Origin of the sequence: Mesorhizobium sp. M6A.T.Ce.TU.016.01.1.1, from assembly GCF_003997065.1 — a bacterium.
GTDB classification, from domain to species: Bacteria; Pseudomonadota; Alphaproteobacteria; order Rhizobiales; family Rhizobiaceae; genus Mesorhizobium; species Mesorhizobium mediterraneum.
On the sequence record NZ_RZTJ01000009.1, the window covers coordinates 124,844 to 145,361 of the forward strand.

A 20,518-nucleotide genomic window follows, 5' to 3' on the forward strand; every position below is an offset into this window, starting at 1 on the left:
TGTCACACCGCGATCGGCGCCTTGATCGTCGCATCGGCGAGGTAGTTTTCCAGCCGGAAATCCTCGAAGCGGAAGGCAAAGAGGTCCTTCACCTCCGGATTGATCCATAGTGTCGGCAGCGCCTTGGGCGTACGCCGCAATTGTTCGCGCGCTTGCTCGAAATGGTTCGCGTAAAGATGCGCGTCGCCCAGCGTATGGACGAAATCGCCGGGCTTCAGCCCCGTCACCTGCGCCACCATCAGAGTTAGCAACGCATAGGAAGCGATGTTGAACGGCACGCCGAGAAAGATATCACCGGAACGCTGGTAGAGCTGGCAGGAGAGCCTGCCCTCCGAGACATAGAACTGGAACAGGCAATGACAGGGCGGCAGCGCCATGGCTTCCACTTCGGCCGGGTTCCACGCCGAAACGATCAGCCGTCGGGAATTAGGATTCTTGCGTATCTCCTTCAAGAGATTGGCAATCTGGTCGATGGCGCCGCCATGGCCGTCCGGCCAGGAGCGCCATTGCTTGCCATAGACCGGGCCGAGATCGCCATTCTCGTCGGCCCATTCGTCCCAGATCGAGACGCCGTGGTCGTTGAGATATCTAGTGTTGGTGTCTCCGGCCAGAAACCACAGAAGTTCATGCACGATCGACTTCAGATGAAGCTTCTTGGTGGTGGTGACCGGAAAGCCGCGCGCAAGGTCGAAGCGCATCTGGTAGCCGAACACCGAGCGCGTTCCGGTGCCGGTGCGGTCGCCGCGATCGGCGCCGTTTTCCAGTACGTGCTTCAAGAGGTCGAGATACTGGCGCATCGGCTTCGGCTCGATTTCGGGGGCTCGATTCGGGTTACCGACCATCATAACCGACTGGCTGCCGGCCGAACATATTAAAGCGCAGAATGTTCCAACAAACAGCTACAGTCTGGGCTGGCGCGGAAATCGCGCCAGCATTCGCCAATGCAGGATGATTGTCAGAGGCTGGCGAGCTTGCCCAGGTCCTTGGCGACCAAGTAATAGAAGGTCACGCGGCTCTTGGTGTTGTCGGCCTCCATCGCCTTGCAGGTCTTTTCGATGGCCGCGTCCCCCTTGCTGCCGTCGGCGATGCCGAGCTTTTTGGCAACCCAGTTGGCCTTGACGCGATCGAGTTCCTTGGGGTCCGTGCAGGACACCAGCGAGGAATCCCGATTTCTGAGCGCAATGCCCAAATGCTTCACGATCTTGGCGACCGCGTCGGCATCTGCCGCGGCGTCGTACTTCTTCACGTCTGCGAGATAATCGGCCATCAAATTTCCCCTCGTCGGCGCCACGGGATCCGGTCGATGAGGGTTGTGGCGCGCTGCCGCAAAATGTGCGCTAAGTCGGTAACGCCTCACCACCGCAAAGCTTCGGTTGAGACCGTTCACAAGTCAAGCCTTCGCGATGCCGTTTGACTCAGCGACAAAGCATCATTGAGGCCTTTCATTTTCCACGATCGGTCCCTATATCTGTTTGGTCGGCTTGACCGACTATGGCGATAAACAGGCGATGAAATAAGCCGTTCGGACCCGGGGGCGGTACCCGGCGCCTCCACCAAAAACCGCTCTTGTCTAAGAGCGGCTTTTGCTGGGGGCGAAATAGGATCGACGAAGGTGTAAAGATCGTACTTTTGCCCGGCATTGTACCACCGTTATCGGGCTAAACTTATAGTTGCCAACGACAACTATGCGGAAGCACGTCTCGCCGCGTAAGCGGTGCGATAGCTTCAATTCAAGCCCTAGTGGTTCGCACTTCTAGGCGGGGTTCGGAGGTACCTGGCAACAGAAACCTCCACTTCTCCCCCTTCGATTTCCCCCTTTCGATATTGTGACGGCAGCAGGCTTGTTGGCCGCGCTTCTTGCGCTGCGCCCCGTCGCGAAGCTGTCTTGCTGGCAAATGCGGGCTGCCGCATTCATCCAAAGGACCAAAAGAATGCAAAACGATTCCGATCGATTCTTCGTGCTGACCGGCGGTCCGGGTTCTGGCAAGACCACATTGATCGAAGCGTTGCGGAAGGCCGGCCTCGCCACCTCGCCCGAAGCCGGACGCGGCATTATCCGCGACCAATCGGCGATAGGCGGCCTTGCCCTGCCCTGGCGAGATCCGGCACTGTTCGCCGAACTGATGCTGTCTTGGGAAATGCGTTCGTATCACGCATCGCTCGAACAGAACGGCCCCGTCTTCTTCGATCGCGGCGTGCCGGACACCCTTGGCTATATCAGGCTAACTGGCCTGCCGGTGCCCGGCCACGTCAGGAATGCCGCCGAACGCTTCCGCTACGCCAGTCATGTCTTCATCGCACCACCTTGGCCGGAGATCTTTCGGCAGGACAGCGAGCGAAAGCAGACCCTCGACGAGGCCGAACGCACCTATCATGCGCTGACCAGTGTCTACACGGAATTGGGCTACGAGCTGATCCCGTTGCCCTTTGGCGCCGGTCGAGGCGCGATTGCGATTTATCTTCGCCGAGGCAGGCTTGTAGCTTGATCTCAGACGTCAAAAAGGCCGGGAATGAACCCGGCCTTTCTGTCGTCGATAGCGATTGCTTTATTCAGCCGGCGCTTCGACAACCTCCCGCCCACGGCCGAGCGTCAACTTGGCCAGCGTGAAGGAGATCACCGCGCAAAGCGTGATGCCGGCCACCATCGGCAGCGGTGTGCCGTCGAAGAACACCCCGGCGATGCCCATGGCGACCGCACCGATGGCGAAGTGCAGTGTGCCCATCAAAGCCGAGGCCGTGCCAGCGATCGCGCCATGCTCCTCCATGGCCAGCACCGAAGTCGTCGGGATGACCAGGCCGAGGAACCCGTAGCCGACGAACAGCAGCGCCGCCATCACGTCGAGCCGGTCGACGCCGGACGCCATCACGGCGAACAGCACCACCATCGTCGTCGCATAGCCGACCACCGCGACCCGCACCACGGGCCTTAGCCCGAACCGTTCCGACAGCACCCCCGTCAACTGCGACATGCCGATGAAGGCGACCGCGTTGATCGAGAAGAACATGCTGTAGACCGACGGCGACAGCCCGTAATGGTCGATCAGGATGAAAGACGAGCTCGACAGATAGACGAAGAAGCTCGCGATCCCGAAGCCGCCGATAGACGCCAGGCCAAGGAAGTTGCGGTCGCCCATCAGGAAGCGATAGGCGGAGAGCGCGGTGCCAAACGAACTGCCTGCACGCGCCTCGACCGGCCGCGTCTCCTTGAGCGAGGTCGCCAGCAGGATGGTGGCAAGCACCGCCCCACCCGTTACCGTCCAGAACACGGCACGCCAGCCGAAATTCTCGATGATGACGCTACCGGTCAGCGGCGCCAGGATCGGCGACACCGAAAACACCAGCATCAAGAGCGACATCAGCTTGGCAGCGTCGGTCCCGGTATGCAGGTCACGCACGATGGCGCGCGGCACCGCCATGCCTGCGCTGGCGCCGAGCCCTTGCAGGAAACGGAAGGCGATCAGCCATTCGACCGAGGGCGCCAGCGCCGAGCCGATGCCGCCGACCATGAACAGTGCGAGGCCGCCATAGAGCGGCAGCTTGCGCCCGACCATGTCGGAGATCGGTCCGACGACGATCTGGCCAAAGCCCATGGACAGAAAGAAGATCAGCAGGCTCATCTGCACGGCAGCGGTGCTGGCCTGCAGATCCGCGCCGATCGAAGGCAGCGCCGGAAGATACATGTCGATGGCGAACGGACCGATCGCGGACAACAGGCCGAGCACGACCGCGATGCGGAGGAATTGGGGATTCATGATAGCGGGTTCTTTCAAATCTGGTTTGCCGCCGACCGGCGTCTAATCCTAGGACGTTCCATCCCATGGAATTCCGACTTCTTCTGCGGAGGGAAACCTCTTCAATCTAAGTCCATAAATTTAGACACTCTTGTCTAATTCGTCAATCACCTCTATATAGTTTTTATGAAAGCCAACGTTTCTCCTGACGCCTTCCCGCCACGCGGCCACGAGGCCAAGCGCGTCTCAATCATGGACGCTGCCGGCGAGGTGTTCTGCCGCGAAAGCTTCGCCGGCGCCAATATCGACATGATTGCCGCCGAGGCCGGCGTTTCGCGCCAGACGATCTACAACCACCATGGCGACAAGGAGAAACTTTTCGTCGCAATCGTCCGCGACCTCACCGAGCGTTGCAATGCCGGCATCTTCGCCACCATTTCCACCTTTCCCGACCAGCCCAAGGACCTCGAGGCCGATCTGATCGCCTTCGCCGTGCGCATGAACCGCAACTGTGTCTGCAACCGCGATGGAAAATTCCTGCGCAAGTTGATCCAGACTGAGGGCGAGCGCTATCCCGAGCTCTTCGCCGAATGGCGAGAACAGGGACCGGGCAGGACATGGCCAGCGATCGCCGCCCGCTTCGCCCGGCTCGCCCATGCCGGTTTCCTCGACATCGATGACCCTGATGTCGCGGCACGCCAGTTCCTGGCTCTTGCCAATGCCGAATTGCAGACGACCTTCATGCTCGGCGGCACGCCTGATGACGACGAGGTGCTGCAATCGGCGACACACGGCGTGCGCACCTTCCTGCGCGCCTTCGGCAAGCGGCAGCCGGCCGCCGATGCGCAAAAGCACAACGCCCTCACCAGCGCTTGAGCGATCAAATCTGAGGCATGCCCTCTCGCATCTGCCCTGCCGGCGTCTATATCCGGTTTACGCCGCGCTCAAGCTTGATTACAGCTATGCAGACGATTCAATGGAACCCGACAGCCACATGGCCGACGACCACATCCGCTACGACATTCTGGCCCAGGAGGCATTGCGCGGCGTCATGCGCAAGGTCCTGGCCGAGGTCGCGCGCACCGGCCTTCCCGGCAACCATCATTTCTTCATCACTTTCCTGACCGGCGCCCCGGGCGTGCGCGTGTCTTCCCGCTTGCGCGAGCGCTATCCCGAACAGATGACCATCGTCATCCAGTTCCAGTATTGGGACCTGAAGGTGACCGACACCGGCTTCGAGGTCGGGCTGTCCTTCTCCGACGTGCCGGAAAAACTGGAAATCCCGTTCTCGGCCGTGCGCGGCTTTTACGACCCGTCCGTCAATTTCGAGCTCGAATTCGACGTGAAGACGGAGACCTCGGCGGACGAGGAATTGGCCGGCCAGCCCGCTTCCGAACCGCTGGCCATCGTCGCCGAGAAGAAGCCTGAGAAGAAGAAGGCCACTGAGGCCGAAAAGAAGCCTGCCGCGGCCGACGCCGCCGCCAAGAGCGCCGAAGTGGTGTCGCTCGACGCCTTCCGCAAGAAGTGATCCGACGGGCCGCGCTATATGGCCGACATCGTCAACCTCCGCCAGGCCCGCAAGCAGAAGGCACGAGCCGACAAGGAGCGCCTGGCCGAACAGAACCGGACGCTGCACGGCCGTTCCAAGGCCGACCGGGAGCGTGACCGTCTGATCGCCGACAAGGCAGAGAAATTCGTCGCCGGCCATCGCCGCAAAACCTCGAGCGATCCGGATTCCCCCAACATCGGACCGAAAAGTGCGCCGCGGTTTTCGGACAAATCCGATGCTTGAAGTGAAGTGAGTCACGCCCGGTGAGCCCGGTCGAGAAACGCTCGGTGACCATACGCGGCCATCGCACCAGCTATTCGCTCGAAAAGCCGTTTTTCGACGATCTCGTCGCCATTGCGGCAGCGCGCAAACTGACGCTCGCCGCCCTCGTCGCCGAAATCGACGAGGCCCGGCCGCGCGATGCCAACCTGTCTTCGGCGCTCAGGCTCTACGTCTTGGATTGGGCGAAGCGAGGGATGGAAAGGTAGATCTACCCCCCGCCCAGCGACTTCAGCAGACTGTCGATCGACGAAGGTTCAAGCTTGGGTTTTGGCGCGGATTCTGCTGGCGGTGGGTTGTCATTGGCCGGCGGCGGCTGAGGCGCGCGCTCCACTTTCTGCGCCCGCGCCGCGGCGGCCCTACGTTCGGCGGCGACCCTGCGTTCGGCGTCGAGTTTGGCCTTTTCTTCCGAAGCGATCCGCATCGCCTCTTCCGCCTTCCGGCGTTGCTGTTCCTTCGCCGCCTCGTCCGCCGCTTTTTGCGCCGCCTTGGCCTTCGCTTCGGCATCCGCCTTGGCCTTTGCCTCCGCCTCGGTCTTCGCTTTGGCCTCGGCTTCAGCCATCGCCTGCGCATCCGCCTTGGCTTTCGCTTCCGCTTCAGCCTGAGCCTTTGCCTCGGCTTGAGCCTTTGCCTCGGCTTCAGCCTTCGCCCTCGCATCTGCCTCGGCTTGCAGCCGCGCCGCTTCCTGCTGCTTGCGCAATTCCTCGGCTGCCCTGTCACGCTCGGCCTGCAGGGCCGCGTAGTAGCGCACCTCGCGCCGCAACCGCTGTTTTTCAAGCAGTGCCGCCTGCATGGCCTCGACCCGCTGCTGCTCCTTTTCAAGTGCGCGCTGGGTCAGAAACTGCGCCAGCGGCTCACTGTCGAATTGCCGCTTCGCGGCGCCAAACGGCCCATCGACGCTGAAATTCACAGTCGGATCGGAGCCTACCAGCGCTTCGTCGCCGGGCCGATAAGTGATCGAACCACTGGTGGCGACCGTGCTGGCATTCAGGTCCGCCGTGATGTCGGCGGACAGCGTCGCCGCCGGATTTTCAAGATTGACCGGCGGTGCCCTCAGCGTGCCGCCGGCAATTGTGAAGGCAATGTCCGTATCCCCAGCCGGAAAACTGCCGTTTGCGGCGATCTGCGGCGCGAAACCGGCGGTCTTGGCCGCATCGATATCGCGCCCGATCGCGTCGGCCTTGGCGATGAAGGCGCCAAAGGCGTCAGGATTGACGCCGGCAACAGTCAAGCCTTTCAGCGCCGCCGTGCCGGAACCGGACAGCGCCGCAATCATCGCATCGACCGATTTGCCGCTGGTCGAAAGCGTCGCCGAGAAATCGCCGCTTCCGCTGATGCCGGCCTGTGGCACTACGGTGGCCAGATCGGCCCCGGCAAGTTTCATCTGGCCGGAGAAAAGCCCGGTGCCGTCATTGTTCTTCAGCTCGAATAGCCCGGAAAGCGCACCGCCGGAGAACTTTGCCTTGAGGTCCGAGACGCGGATGCCTTCCTGGTGGAGCTTCAGCGAAAGCGCCGCGTCATAAGCTGTGGCAAGCGGGCCGGCGACCAGCGATGCCGTGGTCAGGTCGAGTTCGGCGGTGAACGGCAGGCTGGACTTCTGGCTGAATGGAGCAGTCGGCCAAGCCCCGCCGGTGCTCAGCAAGGCCTGGTCGCCAAACAGTGCCACCGCCATCGGATCGAGATCCAGTTCATCGAGCGCCAGCGCGCCAGCAAGATGCGGCACCCCGTCCTTGACGTCGACATTGACGTCACCTGAAACCGCCGCCTCGTTGATGGCGCCGCTGAGGCCGGACAACACCAGAAGGCCATTGCCGAAGTCGGCGTCGGCCGCAAGCCACGTCGACATGCCTGTCCCCATGCCCGGCAAGCCGACGCCTGTCGTCATCAGCCAAGGCTCGATGTCGGCGGCTTCCAGGCTGACCTTGCCCTTGGCGGTGGGGCCTTGTGGCGTGCCGGCAACCGTGCCGTCGAAGCCGGCTTTGAAGTCGTCGCCGGCGAGGCTGAAGCTCGTCATCATGCCGCCGCCAAGCGTGCCTCTTGCCGAGATGTCGGTGGTCGCCTCGCCAACCATGCCGAGCGGCAGCGCCGGCAGGCCGTAAAGCGCTAGGAGCGCGGTTGCGTCGGCATTCCTGGCGTTGAACGTCAGCGACACCGGTGCCTCGAAAAGCCGATCGGCTACCCCTTTGCCGGACAGCGACGCCGAAAACGCCGAGCCGCCTGCCTTGCCTTGCGCGCTGACCGCCAGTCCCGTCGTGCCATCGCCATTGGCGGCGGCACTCGTCACCAGATCGACCCGCGCATCCTGGAACAGCTCGGGATAGGCCGCCCCACGCGCTGCCAGCCCCTTCAGCACGGCGTTGCCCGGATAGTGCTGCGCCGCGACATCGACCAACGGCTTGAGGTCGACGGCGACCACGGAGGCATCGAGCTTGCCGGTCGGGCTCGCTGGGAAATCCTTGATCCGGCCGGTGGCGCTGATCGAGGCGCCGGCAAGCCCGCCAACCGAGAGCCGGTCGATTTCGAGCAGACCGTCGCGCAATCTCAGCGCCGTATCGACCGTATCGGCGGTCAACCCGCCGGCATTGACCGGCCCAGCCTTGATCTGAAAATCGAGGTCGCGGTCGGAAAAACGGTTGGCACCCTTGTCGCTGATGAAGATCGAGGCGAAGGCGGCGAGGCCGTCGACATCGAGCTCGCCACCTTCGAGCCGCATCAGCACCGACGGCCTGGCATCGTCGGGCTGGCTGGAATCGATGCGGCCCAAAAATTTCGCCTTGCCGAGAACGAGCTCGAGGTCGCTGAAGGCCTGGCGCTTACCGGTCAGGTCGACCTTTGCCTTGAAGCCGGCGGCCGGCAGCCGGCGGATCGCCTCGTCGACATCCTTCGACAGCCAGGCGGCAAAGCCGGAAGGCTGCCCCACGGCCAGAAGCAGCGAGCCGGTGAAGCCGAAATGATCCTCGACGCTAAGCATGCCGTTTGCTTCCAGCCTAGCGCGGCCGGGCAGCGTCGCGGCCAGCGACTTCACCGACCAGCCGGCATCGGCCGGCTCGGCGGAAAGGCGGACGTCGCGAACCGTCGTGTCGCCGGCCACCACCGCCGGCAGCTTCACCTCGACGGTGCCCGGTATGGTCGGCTTCGGCAAATCGAGCAGCGCCTGCTCCAACGCCGCGACACGCGCCGACAGCGTCAGCCCAGTGCCGGCCGCGGCACCAACCGCCTCATCGAACTGTACCTGCGCGCCATTGGCCTCGATCGAAAAGCGAGGGTTCGGCCCAAGCTCGACGGCAGCCTTACCGTCGGCGGTGTAAGGATTGTCGAGCGGCCCGGTCTCGAAGCGGAATTCATCGACACCAAGCTTCCGGTGGTCGAGCGAGAATTTGCCGTTCAGCCTGAATCCCGGCTCCGGCTTGCCGGCGCTGGCCTTTATCGTCCCACTGTCCGCGCCGTCAATCAGCGCCGAACTCTTGTCGGCGCCATTCTTGTCAGAACCTGCGACCTTGAACTGGCCCGAATAGATCGCGGCGCCGTTGACGATAACAGCATTGCCGTCGGCCTCGACGACCAGCGGATAGGCATCCGGATCGGCCTTGAGCCTGAGCCGCATCTGCCCGTCGCCGCCGGCCCTGCCTGTGGACGCGATGACGGTGCTGCGCAGGCCGTCGAGCCGCAGCGAGCCGTCCATCCGCCAAGGCCCGGCCAGCGATTTGGCAGAGATCGTCGAATTGATCTCGGAAATGAGATGGCTGCGCCCGCCGGCGGCATGGCGCAGCGCGATCTCTCCGTCCGTCACTGTCAGCTTCTCGATCGAGATCTGGCCGGGATCGAAGGGCGACGACGGGCGCATCGTCCAGTCGACAGTGCCGTCGGCGGCAATGTCGATCGTCGCCTTCGGCCGCACCAGCCGCATGTCGAAGATCAGCACCTCACCGCTCAGGAAGGGCGCCAGTTCCGCATCCATCGAAAAAGTCTCGACGGTCATTGCCGGCTGGCCGGCAGGACCGCCGGCAACAGTGACGTTCGAAAAGGTCACCGAGGGAAACGGCAGCAGCCTCGCCGTCGCATCGCCCTGAACGGTTACCTTGCGGCCCAGAATGGCGCTCGCCTCGCGCTCGAAATCGGCACGGTAGCCCGTCCAGTCGATAAAGTACGGCACCACCAGCGCCGCACACAGCACCAGCACGAAAAGGCCACCGAAGATCACGAACAGGCGTGCGAGCATCAGCTCCGAAGCAGTTGATTGAAAATCAGCCGCACTCTACCCGCATCCGCGTGTCGATAAAGTGGCAATTTCCCGGCCGACAGGCTTCTAGAGCAAAAGATGGTAGCCAAGAAAACTCAGCGAGCGTCGCGCTTTGCCTGCGCCACCTTGGCCGCCTTGCGCTGTCGGCCGAGTTCCATCGGCCGAACCAGGTTCGGCGCCCTCTGGTTCACCACCGCCCGCATGCCTTTGTGCGCGGTGCGCGTGTTGAACTCAGGACCGTCTGCCGCAGCGCCTTGCTTCATGGACAGCGCCTTGCGTGCATTGTCGACCAGCGAAACACGCGCCGCCAACTGGCGGCGGCGTTCGGCCTCGCCATTGAGCCGCCGCATGGCCATCGCCAGAACCTCGAGCTTCAGCTGCGAGCCACCGTCGGCCTTTGAGGCGGCAGCTCCTTTTGGCGCACCCTTGCCGCGTATCTCGCGGCGGCGCCGATGCGCCTCGCCCTGCGCCTTGTCGCGCCGCTCCCGCAACAGCTTGACCAGGCCGGAAAGCTCGGCGTCGGCAAGATCCTGCACCGCCGGATGGTGCGACTTCTCGACGAGAGCATGTTCGTCGGCGCTTAGCGCTCGAGCCTCTTCCTTGCGTGAAATCGCCATGACACCATTCCTCCGTCTGTGACGCCTGCCTCAAAACCTCATGTCCTTGGAGCCTCGGTCCAAATGGTGGTGCGGTCAAGCCGAGCACCATTTGATCTTCGTCCACTATGCGGCCGGCAGTATCTTCCCAGGGTTCATGATATTCAGCGGGTCGAGCGCTTGCTTGATCGTGCGCATGATGTCGACGCTGTGGCCGAGCTCATGGCGCAGGAAGCCGACCTTGCCCTGTCCGATGCCGTGCTCGCCGGTGCAGGTTCCATCCATGCCGATCGCCCGCATGTTCAGCCGCGCGACAAACTCTTCCGTCGCCGCGATTTCCTTCGGATCGTCCGCGTCCATCAGCACCAGCACATGGAAATTGCCGTCACCGGCATGGCCGACGATCGGCGCGATCAGTCCTATTTCGGCAATGTCGGCCTCGGTTTGCGTGACGCATTCGGCAAAGCGCGAGATCGGCACGCAGACGTCGGTCGACAGCCCCTTGGCGCCCGGCCGCAGCGTCAGCGACGACCAATAGGCGTCGTGCCTGGCCTTCCACAGCTTCGTTCGCTCCTCGGCGACACTGGTCCACAGGAATGGTCCGCCGCCATATTCTTCGGCGATCATGCCGAAGGTCTCGGCCTGCTCGGCAACGCCGGCGTCGCTGCCATGGAACTCGACGAACAGGCACGGGCTTTCGGGATAGTCGAGTTTCGAATAGCTCTTCATCGCCCGCATCTGCAGCGCGTTGACCAGTTCGATGCGCGCCACCGGAATGCCCATCTGGATCGTCGCGATCACAGCGTTGCAGGCCGCCTCGACGCTGGGAAACGGGCAGACGCCGCCGGAAATCGCCTGCGGAATGCCCTGCAGCTTCAGGGTCAGCTGGGTGATGATGCCGAGCGTGCCTTCCGAGCCGATCAGGAGCCGCGTCAAATCGTAACCGGCCGAACTCTTTTTTGCGCGCTTGCCGGTCGTCACCGTCTCGCCGTCGGCCATCACCGCCGTCAGCGACAACACATTCTCGCGCATCGTGCCGTAGCGCACCGCATTGGTGCCCGACGCCCGCGTCGCCGCCATGCCGCCGAGCGACGCATTCGCGCCCGGATCGATCGGGAAGAACAGGCCGGTGTCGCGCAGGTGCCGGTTGAGATCCTCGCGCGTCACGCCGGGCTCGACCGTGCAGTCGAGATCCTGCGGGTTGACCGCGAGGATGCGGTTCATCCGCGACGTGTCCAGCGAGATGCCGCCGCCCGGCGCGTTGGTGTGGCCCTCCAGCGAGGAGCCGACGCCGAAGGCGATCACCGGCACGCGGTGCGCTGCGCAGGCGCGCACGATCTCCTGCACCTCCGCCGTCGTCTCCGGAAACGCCACGCCATCCGGCGCCTGGGTCGGGATATAGGTGGTGGTATGCGCGTGCTGCGCGCGGATCGCCTCGCCGGTCTGGAACCGCTCACCCAGCCGCTGCTTGAGGATGCCGAGCACCGCGGCGATCCCTTCTTCATTGCGCTCGACCGGATTGAGGTCGCTCAGAGCCATCGATTCCTCCGCGAATGGACCAGCGCCCACTCTCGTTATTCGTTTATGGATGCGTAGTCTCACCGACCACGCTCTGTCCAGCGAGAAGGAAGTTTTCGATGCCCATCCCCGCCCCCTTCGTCTCTCGTGCCATGGCCATCGAAAAGGACTGGATCGACTACAACGGCCATCTCAACATGGCCTATTACAACGTGCTGTTCGATCGCTGCTCCGACAAAGCGTTCGAAATGATGGGAATGGGGATGGAGGAGTATGTGAAGCAGCGGCGGCTGACCATCTACACGGCCGAAGTCCATGTCTGCTATGTCAGGGAGCTGCATCTCGACCACAAGGTCATAGTCTCCTTCCAGCTCCTCGATCACGACGAAAAGCGGCTGAGAGCCTATCAGGAAATCCGCCATGTCGACGGTTGGCTCGCTGCTACTTCCGAATCGCTGTCGCTCCATGTTGACATGTCTGGACCGAAAGTGGCGCCCTTTCCGGCCGATGTGCTGGCCAAGATCGAGGCCATGCGCGCCGCTCATGCCGCGCTGCCGATGCCGGAGCGCGCCGGCCGTTCGATCGGTATCAAGGCGCGCCGCGGTTAAAAGTGTTCCGAGGGCAATGCTAAGCCATTGTTTTCATGCGTGTCGTTGCCCTAAAGCCACTATCCGCTGTTGACTGACAGCCATTCGTTGTAAGCCGGCTTGAACCGCGACCCGACCGCCGTTAACCTTACCGAGGTTTTAACGTGAACAAGCCGAATTGAGGCGTTGAACGACTCAGCACGGCGGTCGAGAACCGTCCCTATCGAGTTGCGATACGGGCGGCTGGGCGGAAGCGGTTCGGGGAACGTGCATGAAAACCGACATCAAGGTCGAGGCGGACAGGCTAGCGGCCGACCCACGCATTAGCGACTATGACTTCTGGCGCTCACTGAAGAACCTCAACAACGAGATCTTTCACATCGCCAACAACAACGAGCCGATCCCTTTCGCCATGATCCGCTGGCGCGCCATACTGAAGCAAGCGCGGATGAAACGCGGGCACGCCTGATCGGAGGTCACGCCGAGGCCAGCATTGCCCTTCCCTGAGAATCAAGCCGACTCCTTAAGCGCTCCCAGCGGCGAACGCGCCACCACCGGTGACGACTGAATAATCGCGGTGTTGGTCATCGCAAACGGAATGATGCGGTCGATCACCCGTTCGAGCTCGGCCACCGAGCCGACATGCGCCAGCGCGATGAAACAGTCCTCGCCGGTCACCCGGTCGCACTGGGCGATTTCCGGCAAATCGCGGATGATCTCGGCCACCACAGCCAGTTGCCCGGGCACCGGCCTGATCCGCAGCCATGCCGATAGTTTCATGCCGAGCGCGGCCGGATTGATCCGCACCGTGTAGGCCTCGATCACGCCGCTCTCCTGCAGCCGCCGGATGCGCTCGGCCACGCTCGGCGCCGACAGGCCGACCGAGCGCGCCAGTTCAGCCGTGCTGGTGCGCGCATCCTTTTCCAATAGGCGCAGGATTTTCAGATCCGCCGCATCCAGGTCGGCATTTTCGTTTCGAAGGCGTTTCAACGAAAAATCCTTGGCATTGGAAGATCAATGGTCTCTTTGGTTGATCATTATCCATATAAACCGGAAAGAAAGCCTGCGATAGTGATCCAATGGATGATTCAGCGCAAGCCCCCGCGGCAAGCCCTGCCCTCGCCGGCCCTGCCTTTGGCAAGCTGGCGACCTCGCTGCCGCCGCATGTCTGGTTTGGTGTCAGCGCCGTGTTCCATTATCTCGGGCCGGCTTTCGCCGTGCTGCTTTTCCCGCATGTCGGCGTGCTCGGCATGGCCTGGCTGCGCATCGTCACGGCCGCCCTGGTCTTCGCGCCAATGACCCGGCCGTGGACGGTCTTTGCCCGCGCCGACCGGCCGACACGACTGTTGCTTCTGGCCTTTGGTGCTTGTCTGGGCGTGATGAATTGCTCCTTCTACCTGGCGCTCGACCGGTTGCCGATCTCGCTGGTCGCGGCGATCGAATTCGTCGGCACCATCGGTGTCGCGCTGGTCGGCGTCAGAAGCCCGCGCAATCTCGGCGCGCTTGCCGTTGCGGTCATCGGCACCTTGCTGCTGATCGACGTCAAATGGTCGAGCGACCCGATCGGCCTGTTCTGGGCCTTCCTCAACGGCGCCCTGTTCGTTGGCTACATCGTGCTTGGCCATCGCGTCGCCCGCGCCGGCGCTGGCGACGGCATCGCCGGCCTTGGTGCCGCCATGGCGGTGGCCTTCCTCATCGTGCTGCCGATAGGCTTCAGCGATGCGTTGCCGGCTTTCTCGGCCCCGCCACTGCTCATCGCCGCCATCGGCGTCGGCATCTGCTCGTCGGTCATCCCCTATATCTGCGACCAGCTTGCCATGTCGCGGCTGCCGCGATCGAGCTTCGCGCTGATGCTGTCGTTGCTGCCGGTCACCGCCACGCTGATCGGCGTCATTGTGCTCCGCCAGATACCCAGCCCCATCGATTGCCTCGGCATCGCGCTGGTGGTGGCCGGCGTCGCTTTCCACAAACCGGCAAATGTCTGATCAGGCCAGCTTTTCCCTGAGGAAGGTGCTCGTCCGGCCCCAGGCGAGGTCCGCCGCGTTCTTGTCGTAGCGGGCCGCGGATGTGTCGTTGTTGAAGGCATGATTGTCACCCTCATAGACATAGACCGTGTACTCGATCTTGGCTGCATCGAGTTCCTTCTTGAAGGCGTCGATACCGGCATTGATGCGGGTGTCGAGCCCGGCATAATGCAGCAGCAGCGCCGCCTTGATCTTCGGCACATCCTCGGCCTTCGGCTGCATCCCGTAATAGGCGACGGCGGCAGCCAAATCCGGCGTGTTGGCAGCCAGTGTGTTCACCGTGCCGCCGCCCCAGCAGAAGCCGACCGCGCCGACCTTGCCGTTGCCATCCGCGTAGCTCTTGAGGAAAGCGACCGTTGCGACCGCATTGGCGGTGGTCTGCGCCGGATCGAGCTTGGAAAACTGGTCACGCGCCTTGTCTTCGTCGGCCGGCGTGCCGCCGAGCGGCGACAGGAAGTCCGGGGCGAGCGCCACGAACCCTTCCAGCGCCACGCGCCGCGCCACATCGCGTATATGCGGGTTGAGCCCTCTGTTCTCATGCACGACGATGACGGTGCCGAGCTTGCCGGATTGGCCGGCTGGCTTGACCAGATAGCCCTTCATCTCGCCACCGCTGCCGGGATAGCTGATGTCCTCGCCCGTCACGCGTGAATCGTCCTCGGCAACGATCGCCGCCCGGGCTGAATTCGCCGCCAGCAGTGGTGCGATTGCGGCGGCCGCCGCACCTGATCCGGCAAGCCTGGTCAACTGTTCCATGAAGCGCCGCCGGTCGAGCGTCAGATGCGTGTATTCATCATAGGCGTCGATCATCGCCTGGGTAATGGCGGGTCTCGTGACGGCTGGGCTGGCAGGGCTCGGTTTCGTCATGGCGCGCTCTCCTCGGCTTCTGGAAATACTCCCGCCGCGCAACATAGGGTAGAAGCCGGCATGATCCAGTCACGGATGAGTGAGGTCCCAGCACGCAGCGCGCTCCACAATGTCGGTCGGCCTGCATTAGCTATGGACCGCCGGAGCGTTTTCCTTAGGATGCCCAAGGGGACATCCGTAAGCTTGCGGCTATGTCGAGCTTGGGTGGGGCATGCTGGCATACAAAGTGGGGAAATGGCGCACGCTCGGGCTGATGGCCCGTTTCGCGGCCGAACCGCTGACGGCAGCGCGTAACGCGCATCGCGCCTTCGGCCTCTTCATCCGCGCTGACTACCCGCACTCGACCGCGGCAAAGCCGCGCCGCGTCTTCATGATCGCCGATGCCGAACTCTACAAGACCATGCTGTCCGATACCGAGACTTGGCGCAACGTCCAGATCAGTGCGACCAGCAAGAGGTCGGGCGCCTCACAACGCCTGTCCTACGGCATGACGAGACTGCGCGGCGAACGTCATGAGCACTATCGCAAACTTTTCGCACCGCCGCTGAAGCGACCAGCCGTCATGGCGATGAGCCCTGAGATGGCGCGGATCGCCGCTGAACAGGTCGCGAGTTGGCCGCTCGGCGCCGCCTTTCCGCTGACAGAGGCCGCAAAGACGATGGCCAAGCATTTGGCGATCGGCCTTCTCTTCGGCGACGACCACCGGCGCGCCATGCCGATCGCCGAGATGATTGCGCGGGCGATGCAGGCGAGCTGGATCGTCCCCACCCCCGCTTTCTTCCGCTGGCTCCGCGAGGCCGAGGGTCAGGAACGCGCCATCCTTTCCTGGGCGGAGGAAAAGCGCGGCAACAAGGACGCGCAGGACATCCTGTCGATCCTCGTCAACAACACCGACGAGGTGGGCAAGCCACCCTCGGTCGAACTGATCGGCGGCATCGTCAGCTTCGTCTTCGGCGCTGCCTATGACACCTGCCAGAACGCGCTGGCCTGGACCGTGATCCTGCTCACCCAGCATCCGGACGCCATGGCAGGACTGGTCGCGGAGATCGACGCGGCAACCGGCGGCAGGCCTGCTACAATGAACCGGATCGGCACGCTGCCGCTGCTCGACGCAACGATCAGGGAAGCGATGCGGCTTTTCCCGCCGGTGCCCTTGCAGATGCGCAGGGCGACCAGGACGACGATACTGGGCGCAGAGCCGATTACCCGCGGCGATCTGGTTTTGATCAGCGCCATGACGATCAACCGCGATCCATCGCTCTATCCCGATCCCGACAGCTTTCGGCCGGACCGCTGGGCCACAATCCGGCCATCGCCGTTCCAGTACACGGTATTCGGCGCAGGCGGCCACATGTGCCCCGGCGTCACCTTCGGCCTGCAGATGATGAAGATCGCGTTGGCCACCATCCTGTCGAAGCGCTCGGTGGAGCTGTCGCCGGCAGCGCGGATCGCCTACCGCACCAGAGTAACCCTGGCGCCGATCGGCAACGTCGAGGTGATCATGCGCCCGCGCGGCGAGGCTGCCCGTTCGGTCCGGGCGACCGGCCGGTTCCGCGAGCTCGTCGTGATCCCGGCACTGACATAGGAAACTGCCAATGGTCGCGCAGCAGAAAATGATCCGCATCTACGACCGGGTCATGAAGAGCAGCAAGCAGCGCCGCTACTACGGCGGCAGCGGATTCTACAATTTCGGCTACTGGGCGACGGGCGCCACGTCGCAGCGCGAAGCCAGCGAAGCGCTTGTCGACACGTTGCTGGCGCGGCTGCCGAAGAAGGACGGCCGCATCCTCGACGTCGCCTGCGGGCTCGGCGCATCGACGAAACGGTTGCTGCTGTCCTATCCGCCGGAGGCCGTCACCGCCATCAACATCTCCGCCGCCCAGGTTGCGACGGCGCGCCAGAACGCTCCCGGCGCAGCGGTGCTGCAGATGGATGCCGTCAAGCTCGCCTTCGCCGACGAAAGTTTCGACGCGGTCATCTGCGTCGAGGCGGCCTTCCATTTCGATACGCGTGCGGCTTTCGTCGCGGAAGCCTTCCGGGTGCTCAAGCCCGGCGGCGTGCTGGTGCTGTCCGACATCCTGTTTCGGGGCTTCACCTCTGCAATCTCTGATCGCCTTGGCGTGCCGAGGGCCAATCTGGTCTCCGACATTGCTTCCTACCGGGTGCTGTTCGGCGTGGCCGGCTTTCAGGACGTCAAGGTAGAAGACGCCACCGACAATTGCCTTGGCGGCTTCCGCCGCAGCCTCGTCGCGTGGCCGGCATCGGAACGGGCGAAAGGCACCATGAGCCTGAAGTCCAGCCTCGGCACCGCCATCGTCTGCCGGCTCATCGCTGGTTATTTCGGCGCTGTCGCCAAGGCCTATCTGCTGGTCTCGGCGCGAAAGCCGTAACGCGATCGCGCCACGCCGTCATCACGTTTTTGTAATTGATGGCAAATCTTGACGTTCCTGCCACAATATAAAGGAAAGCTGCTGGTGGTGACGTCGCCCACGCTGGCTGGCTCTGACAAGAAGGAACAAACGCGCATGACCTTCCCCACCCCGATCCTCGTAAGCGCATTCGTGCTTGCCGGCGCTGCCCTACTGACGCTCCGGTCCGCAGCCTTCGCTGCCACCAGGCGATCGATGGTCAAGGTCCGCAGCAACCGGCGCCGGCCTGCAAGCAGCGTGAAAAGCAATCCTGGCCTCTGAAAGAACTCTCTACTTCGGCAGCGTGTAGGCCATCACATAATCCCCCGGCTTGGTGCCGACCGAGCCATGGCCGCCGGCGACGATGACCACGAATTGGCGTCCATCGGCGACCGTGTAGGTCATCGGCGTCGACTGCCCGCCGGCCGGCAGCCGGGTCTGCCAGAGCTGCCTGCCGGTCGTCAGATCATAGGCGCGGAAGAAGTCGTCGACCGCAGCACCAAGGAAGGCGACGCCGCCGGCGGTGATCATCGGCCCACCGATGCCCGGCACGCCGACCTTGAACGGCAGCGGCAGCGGCGTCATGTCGTAGACGGTGCCGTTGCGATGCTTGTAGACGATCTTGCCGGTCCTGAGATCGGCGCCCGCGACATAGCCCCAGGGCGGTGCCTGGCAGGGGATGCCGAGCGGCGACAGAAACGGCTTCAATATCACTGCATAAGGCGCACCTTCATTGCGGTTGAGGCCCTGTTCGCTGCCTTTGGTATCGCCCGGCGGCGGCACGTCCGCGCGCGGCACCAGCTTGGAGATGAACGCCAGGTATGTCGGCATGCCGAACATCACCTGCCGGACCGGATCGACCGCCACGCCGCCCCAGTTGAACGTGCCGAAATTGCCGGGATAGATCAGCGAGCCTTGCAGCGACGGCGGCGTGTAGCGGCCCTCGTAGCGCAGTTTAAGGAACTCGATCCGGCAAGCCAGCTGGTCGAACATGGTGATGCCCCACATGTCGGCGCCGGTCAGCGGCTTCGGATTGAAGCTCAGGTCCGAAACCGGCTGCGTCGGCGAGGTGTGGTCGCCCTCGATCGCGCCGCCCGGCGCCGGCACTTCGTTGATCGGGACGATCGGCTCGCCGCTGCGCCGGTCGAGCACATAGAGGTCGCCCTGTTTGGTCGGCCCGACCAGCGCCGGCACGACGCCGGCAGCCGTGGTGATGTCGACCAGCGTCGGCTGCGCCGGCACGTCCATGTCCCAGAGATCGTGATGCACGGTCTGCCGCACCCACCGCAATTGTCCGGTGTTGAGATCGAGCGCTGTGACCGAAGAGGAGAATTTCTCGTCATTGGCGCTCCGCCCGGCGCCGAGCTGATCCGGCGTCTTGTTGCCGAGCGGCACATAGAGCAAACCGAGCTTCTCGTCGGCGCTCGCCGTCGACCACATGTTGGGCGAGTTGTTGGTATAGGTCTGACCCGGTGCCAGTGGCGTCGTCTGGTCCGGATTGCCCGAATCCCAGTTCCAAATCAGGGCGCCGGTGTCGACGTCGAAGGCACGGATGACGCCGGACGGCTCCTGCGTTGAATAATTGTCGTTGACCGCGCCGCCGACGATGATCTTGTTGGCGACGATCAGCGGCGCCGACGTCGAATAATAATAGCCCGGCTTCGGATATGGCATGTTGGCGAGCAGGTTCAACGTGCCGCCTTCGGCAAATGTGGGACAGACCTGGCCATTCGCGGCGTCGAGCGCGATCAGCCGGGCGTCGGATGTCGGCAGATAGACGCGTGCTGCACAGGGCTGGCCGGCGGCGATTTTGGCATCGGCATAATAGGACACGCCGCGGCACGTCTGGTGCTGGCGGTCCTTGTCCAGCTTGACCTGGGGATCGAAGCGCCATTTCTCCTTGCCGCTCGCGGCATCTATGGCAATGGCGAAATTGTGCGGTGTGCAAATGTAGAGCGTGTCGGCGACCTTCAGCGGCGTCACCTGATAGGTTGTCTCAGTGACGTCGTCGGGCCCTTTCACGTCACCGGTGCGATAGGTCCAGGCCGGCTGCAAATTGGCAACGTTTTCGACGGTGATCTGGTCGAGCGGCGAATAGCGCTGGCCATACTGGGTGCGGCCGTAAAAATGCCATTCGCCGGCTGGCACGTTGCCGCCGAGGTCGGCCGTTGGCGTCACCTCATCGGTATTGAGTTCGCCGGCGATATCCTTTGGATCGGTTGTCATCGAATAGCCGGCGACGGCAAGCGACGCCAGCACCGCGAGGATCAGCGGCGCGCGTCCATCGGGACCGGTGAGCCCGCGCCGCGCCCACGGCGTCAATAGCCACAACGCGATAAGCACGATGATGCCGCCGCGCGGACCGAGTTCCCACCAGTCGAAGCCGATTTCCCAGACCGCCCAGCAGAGCGTGCCGATGACGATCGCCGCGTACAGCCACAGCGCCATGGATTTGCGCCTGTAGAGCAGCCAGCCAGCGACGAGGAAGGCGATGCCAGCAATGATGTAGTACCAACTGCCGCCCAGCGAAGCTAACCAGATGCCGCCGCCACCAAGCGCCAGGCCGATGAGGAAAAGGATGAGGGAGGTAACGACGACAGCCAAGACGATGCTCCTTCGACTGGTGCGCGCTTCGCAACGCGTCTATGGGCAACCCGGCATTGCGTTCCTGCCCCGAGCACAACTTTCTCCGGCCCGCCGTGGCTGTCAAGCAAGCTCC

General features: G+C 63.3%; 20 protein-coding genes and 1 other RNA gene. 12 read left to right on the top strand and 9 right to left on the bottom strand.

The features are described from left to right. Window positions 1-2 precede the first annotated feature (2 nt). Window positions 3-797, bottom strand: a complete 795-nt coding sequence (locus EOC94_RS18375) for a thymidylate synthase (RefSeq protein ID WP_095483374.1) — start codon at window positions 795-797, stop codon at window positions 3-5. Between the two features lie 158 nt (window positions 798-955). After that, window positions 956-1,267 carry a DUF2853 family protein gene (locus EOC94_RS18380; RefSeq protein WP_127292395.1) on the bottom strand — a complete coding sequence of 104 codons (312 nt, stop codon included), beginning with the start codon at window positions 1,265-1,267 and terminating at the stop codon, window positions 956-958. A gap of 169 nt (window positions 1,268-1,436) precedes the next feature. Here EOC94_RS18380 and ssrA point away from each other — a divergent pair. Then, window positions 1,437-1,795: a transfer-messenger RNA gene (gene ssrA / locus EOC94_RS18385) on the top strand. 136 nt (window positions 1,796-1,931) lie between these two features. Next, the gene (locus EOC94_RS18390; protein ID WP_210212086.1) at window positions 1,932-2,486 is read left to right on the top strand and encodes an AAA family ATPase; all 555 of its coding nucleotides are present in this window, start codon (window positions 1,932-1,934) and stop codon (window positions 2,484-2,486) included. Window positions 2,487-2,546: 60 nt separating this feature from the next. Here EOC94_RS18390 and EOC94_RS18395 read toward each other — a convergent pair whose 3' ends face one another. After that, the gene (locus tag EOC94_RS18395) at window positions 2,547-3,752 is read right to left on the bottom strand and encodes a multidrug effflux MFS transporter (protein WP_127292398.1); all 1,206 of its coding nucleotides are present in this window, start codon (window positions 3,750-3,752) and stop codon (window positions 2,547-2,549) included. Between the two features lie 165 nt (window positions 3,753-3,917). Here EOC94_RS18395 and EOC94_RS18400 point away from each other — a divergent pair, with 165 nt between their 5' ends. The 4 genes from EOC94_RS18400 (at window position 3,918) to EOC94_RS18415 (ending at window position 5,768) form a co-directional block, all read left to right on the top strand. Then, the gene (locus EOC94_RS18400; RefSeq protein ID WP_127206155.1) at window positions 3,918-4,607 is read left to right on the top strand and encodes a TetR/AcrR family transcriptional regulator; all 690 of its coding nucleotides are present in this window, start codon (window positions 3,918-3,920) and stop codon (window positions 4,605-4,607) included. Window positions 4,608-4,725: 118 nt separating this feature from the next. Next, window positions 4,726-5,259, top strand: coding sequence for an SspB family protein (locus EOC94_RS18405; protein WP_127292538.1), 534 nt, complete (start codon window positions 4,726-4,728; stop codon window positions 5,257-5,259). 18 nt (window positions 5,260-5,277) lie between these two features. Then, window positions 5,278-5,523, top strand: coding sequence for a DUF4169 family protein (locus EOC94_RS18410; RefSeq protein WP_095483369.1), 246 nt, complete (start codon window positions 5,278-5,280; stop codon window positions 5,521-5,523). A gap of 20 nt (window positions 5,524-5,543) precedes the next feature. Beyond that, a complete protein-coding gene (locus tag EOC94_RS18415; RefSeq protein ID WP_126105924.1) occupies window positions 5,544-5,768 on the top strand; it encodes a ribbon-helix-helix domain-containing protein in 225 nt (74 codons plus the stop codon). 2 nt (window positions 5,769-5,770) lie between these two features. On the opposite strand, the gene EOC94_RS18420 is transcribed toward EOC94_RS18415, so the two are convergent. The 3 genes from EOC94_RS18420 to EOC94_RS18430 form a co-directional block, all read right to left on the bottom strand. Then, complete coding sequence (locus EOC94_RS18420) at window positions 5,771-9,778, bottom strand: AsmA family protein (protein WP_127292401.1); 4,008 nt, start codon at window positions 9,776-9,778, stop codon at window positions 5,771-5,773. 116 nt (window positions 9,779-9,894) lie between these two features. Further along, window positions 9,895-10,416 carry a hypothetical protein gene (locus EOC94_RS18425; protein ID WP_126105922.1) on the bottom strand — a complete coding sequence of 174 codons (522 nt, stop codon included), beginning with the start codon at window positions 10,414-10,416 and terminating at the stop codon, window positions 9,895-9,897. A 105-nt stretch (window positions 10,417-10,521) separates the two neighbouring features. Continuing rightward, entirely contained in the window at window positions 10,522-11,934 is a 1,413-nt protein-coding gene (locus tag EOC94_RS18430) for an FAD-linked oxidase C-terminal domain-containing protein (protein WP_127292404.1), read from the bottom strand. A gap of 98 nt (window positions 11,935-12,032) precedes the next feature. Between EOC94_RS18430 and EOC94_RS18435 the strand changes: the two genes are divergently transcribed. Together EOC94_RS18435 and EOC94_RS18440 are read left to right on the top strand one after the other, a co-directional pair. Further along, window positions 12,033-12,521 (top strand): thioesterase family protein, encoded by a 489-nt coding sequence (locus EOC94_RS18435; protein WP_127292406.1) that lies wholly within the window; start codon window positions 12,033-12,035, stop codon window positions 12,519-12,521. Between the two features lie 250 nt (window positions 12,522-12,771). Continuing rightward, complete coding sequence (locus EOC94_RS18440; protein ID WP_006335908.1) at window positions 12,772-12,969, top strand: hypothetical protein; 198 nt, start codon at window positions 12,772-12,774, stop codon at window positions 12,967-12,969. 41 nt (window positions 12,970-13,010) lie between these two features. Here EOC94_RS18440 and EOC94_RS18445 read toward each other — a convergent pair whose 3' ends face one another. Beyond that, window positions 13,011-13,490, bottom strand: coding sequence for an Lrp/AsnC family transcriptional regulator (locus EOC94_RS18445; RefSeq protein WP_127205082.1), 480 nt, complete (start codon window positions 13,488-13,490; stop codon window positions 13,011-13,013). An 89-nt stretch (window positions 13,491-13,579) separates the two neighbouring features. Between EOC94_RS18445 and EOC94_RS18450 the strand changes: the two genes are divergently transcribed. Next, window positions 13,580-14,485, top strand: a complete 906-nt coding sequence (locus EOC94_RS18450; protein WP_095483363.1) for a DMT family transporter — start codon at window positions 13,580-13,582, stop codon at window positions 14,483-14,485. Here the strand turns inward: EOC94_RS18450 and EOC94_RS18455 are convergent, their stop codons facing one another. Continuing rightward, on the bottom strand, window positions 14,486-15,391 hold the full coding sequence (locus EOC94_RS18455; RefSeq protein ID WP_127292409.1) for a dienelactone hydrolase family protein: 906 nt from the start codon (window positions 15,389-15,391) through the stop codon (window positions 14,486-14,488). A gap of 211 nt (window positions 15,392-15,602) precedes the next feature. On the opposite strand from EOC94_RS18455, the gene EOC94_RS18460 reads away from it, so the two are divergent. From EOC94_RS18460 to EOC94_RS18470, 3 genes are read left to right on the top strand one after another with little or no spacing between them, the layout of a single operon-like run. Beyond that, window positions 15,603-16,976, top strand: coding sequence for a cytochrome P450 (locus EOC94_RS18460; RefSeq protein ID WP_126105913.1), 1,374 nt, complete (start codon window positions 15,603-15,605; stop codon window positions 16,974-16,976). Window positions 16,977-16,986: 10 nt separating this feature from the next. Next, window positions 16,987-17,781, top strand: coding sequence for a class I SAM-dependent methyltransferase (locus EOC94_RS18465; RefSeq protein ID WP_126105912.1), 795 nt, complete (start codon window positions 16,987-16,989; stop codon window positions 17,779-17,781). 48 nt (window positions 17,782-17,829) lie between these two features. Further along, on the top strand, window positions 17,830-18,081 hold the full coding sequence (locus EOC94_RS18470) for a hypothetical protein (RefSeq protein WP_101954435.1): 252 nt from the start codon (window positions 17,830-17,832) through the stop codon (window positions 18,079-18,081). Window positions 18,082-18,090: 9 nt separating this feature from the next. Here EOC94_RS18470 and EOC94_RS18475 read toward each other — a convergent pair whose 3' ends face one another. After that, entirely contained in the window at window positions 18,091-20,403 is a 2,313-nt protein-coding gene (locus EOC94_RS18475; protein ID WP_127292411.1) for a glucose/quinate/shikimate family membrane-bound PQQ-dependent dehydrogenase, read from the bottom strand. Window positions 20,404-20,518: the final 115 nt, after the last annotated feature.

What these genes read in the sequence shown, in the direction of transcription:
- EOC94_RS18375 (WP_095483374.1), bottom strand. Translation starts at nt 797, where the DNA reads ATGCGCCAGTATCTCGACCTCTTGAAGCACGTACTGGAAAACGGCGCC.
- EOC94_RS18380 (WP_127292395.1), bottom strand. Translation starts at nt 1,267, where the DNA reads ATGGCCGATTATCTCGCAGACGTGAAGAAGTACGACGCCGCGGCAGAT.
- EOC94_RS18390 (WP_210212086.1), top strand. Translation starts at nt 1,932, where the DNA reads ATGCAAAACGATTCCGATCGATTCTTCGTGCTGACCGGCGGTCCGGGT.
- EOC94_RS18395 (WP_127292398.1), bottom strand. Translation starts at nt 3,752, where the DNA reads ATGAATCCCCAATTCCTCCGCATCGCGGTCGTGCTCGGCCTGTTGTCC.
- EOC94_RS18400 (WP_127206155.1), top strand. Translation starts at nt 3,918, where the DNA reads ATGAAAGCCAACGTTTCTCCTGACGCCTTCCCGCCACGCGGCCACGAG.
- EOC94_RS18405 (WP_127292538.1), top strand. Translation starts at nt 4,726, where the DNA reads ATGGCCGACGACCACATCCGCTACGACATTCTGGCCCAGGAGGCATTG.
- EOC94_RS18410 (WP_095483369.1), top strand. Translation starts at nt 5,278, where the DNA reads ATGGCCGACATCGTCAACCTCCGCCAGGCCCGCAAGCAGAAGGCACGA.
- EOC94_RS18420 (WP_127292401.1), bottom strand. Translation starts at nt 9,778, where the DNA reads ATGCTCGCACGCCTGTTCGTGATCTTCGGTGGCCTTTTCGTGCTGGTG.
- EOC94_RS18425 (WP_126105922.1), bottom strand. Translation starts at nt 10,416, where the DNA reads ATGGCGATTTCACGCAAGGAAGAGGCTCGAGCGCTAAGCGCCGACGAA.
- EOC94_RS18430 (WP_127292404.1), bottom strand. Translation starts at nt 11,934, where the DNA reads ATGGCTCTGAGCGACCTCAATCCGGTCGAGCGCAATGAAGAAGGGATC.
- EOC94_RS18435 (WP_127292406.1), top strand. Translation starts at nt 12,033, where the DNA reads ATGCCCATCCCCGCCCCCTTCGTCTCTCGTGCCATGGCCATCGAAAAG.
- EOC94_RS18440 (WP_006335908.1), top strand. Translation starts at nt 12,772, where the DNA reads ATGAAAACCGACATCAAGGTCGAGGCGGACAGGCTAGCGGCCGACCCA.
- EOC94_RS18450 (WP_095483363.1), top strand. Translation starts at nt 13,580, where the DNA reads ATGGATGATTCAGCGCAAGCCCCCGCGGCAAGCCCTGCCCTCGCCGGC.
- EOC94_RS18455 (WP_127292409.1), bottom strand. Translation starts at nt 15,391, where the DNA reads ATGACGAAACCGAGCCCTGCCAGCCCAGCCGTCACGAGACCCGCCATT.
- EOC94_RS18460 (WP_126105913.1), top strand. Translation starts at nt 15,603, where the DNA reads ATGCTGGCATACAAAGTGGGGAAATGGCGCACGCTCGGGCTGATGGCC.
- EOC94_RS18465 (WP_126105912.1), top strand. Translation starts at nt 16,987, where the DNA reads ATGGTCGCGCAGCAGAAAATGATCCGCATCTACGACCGGGTCATGAAG.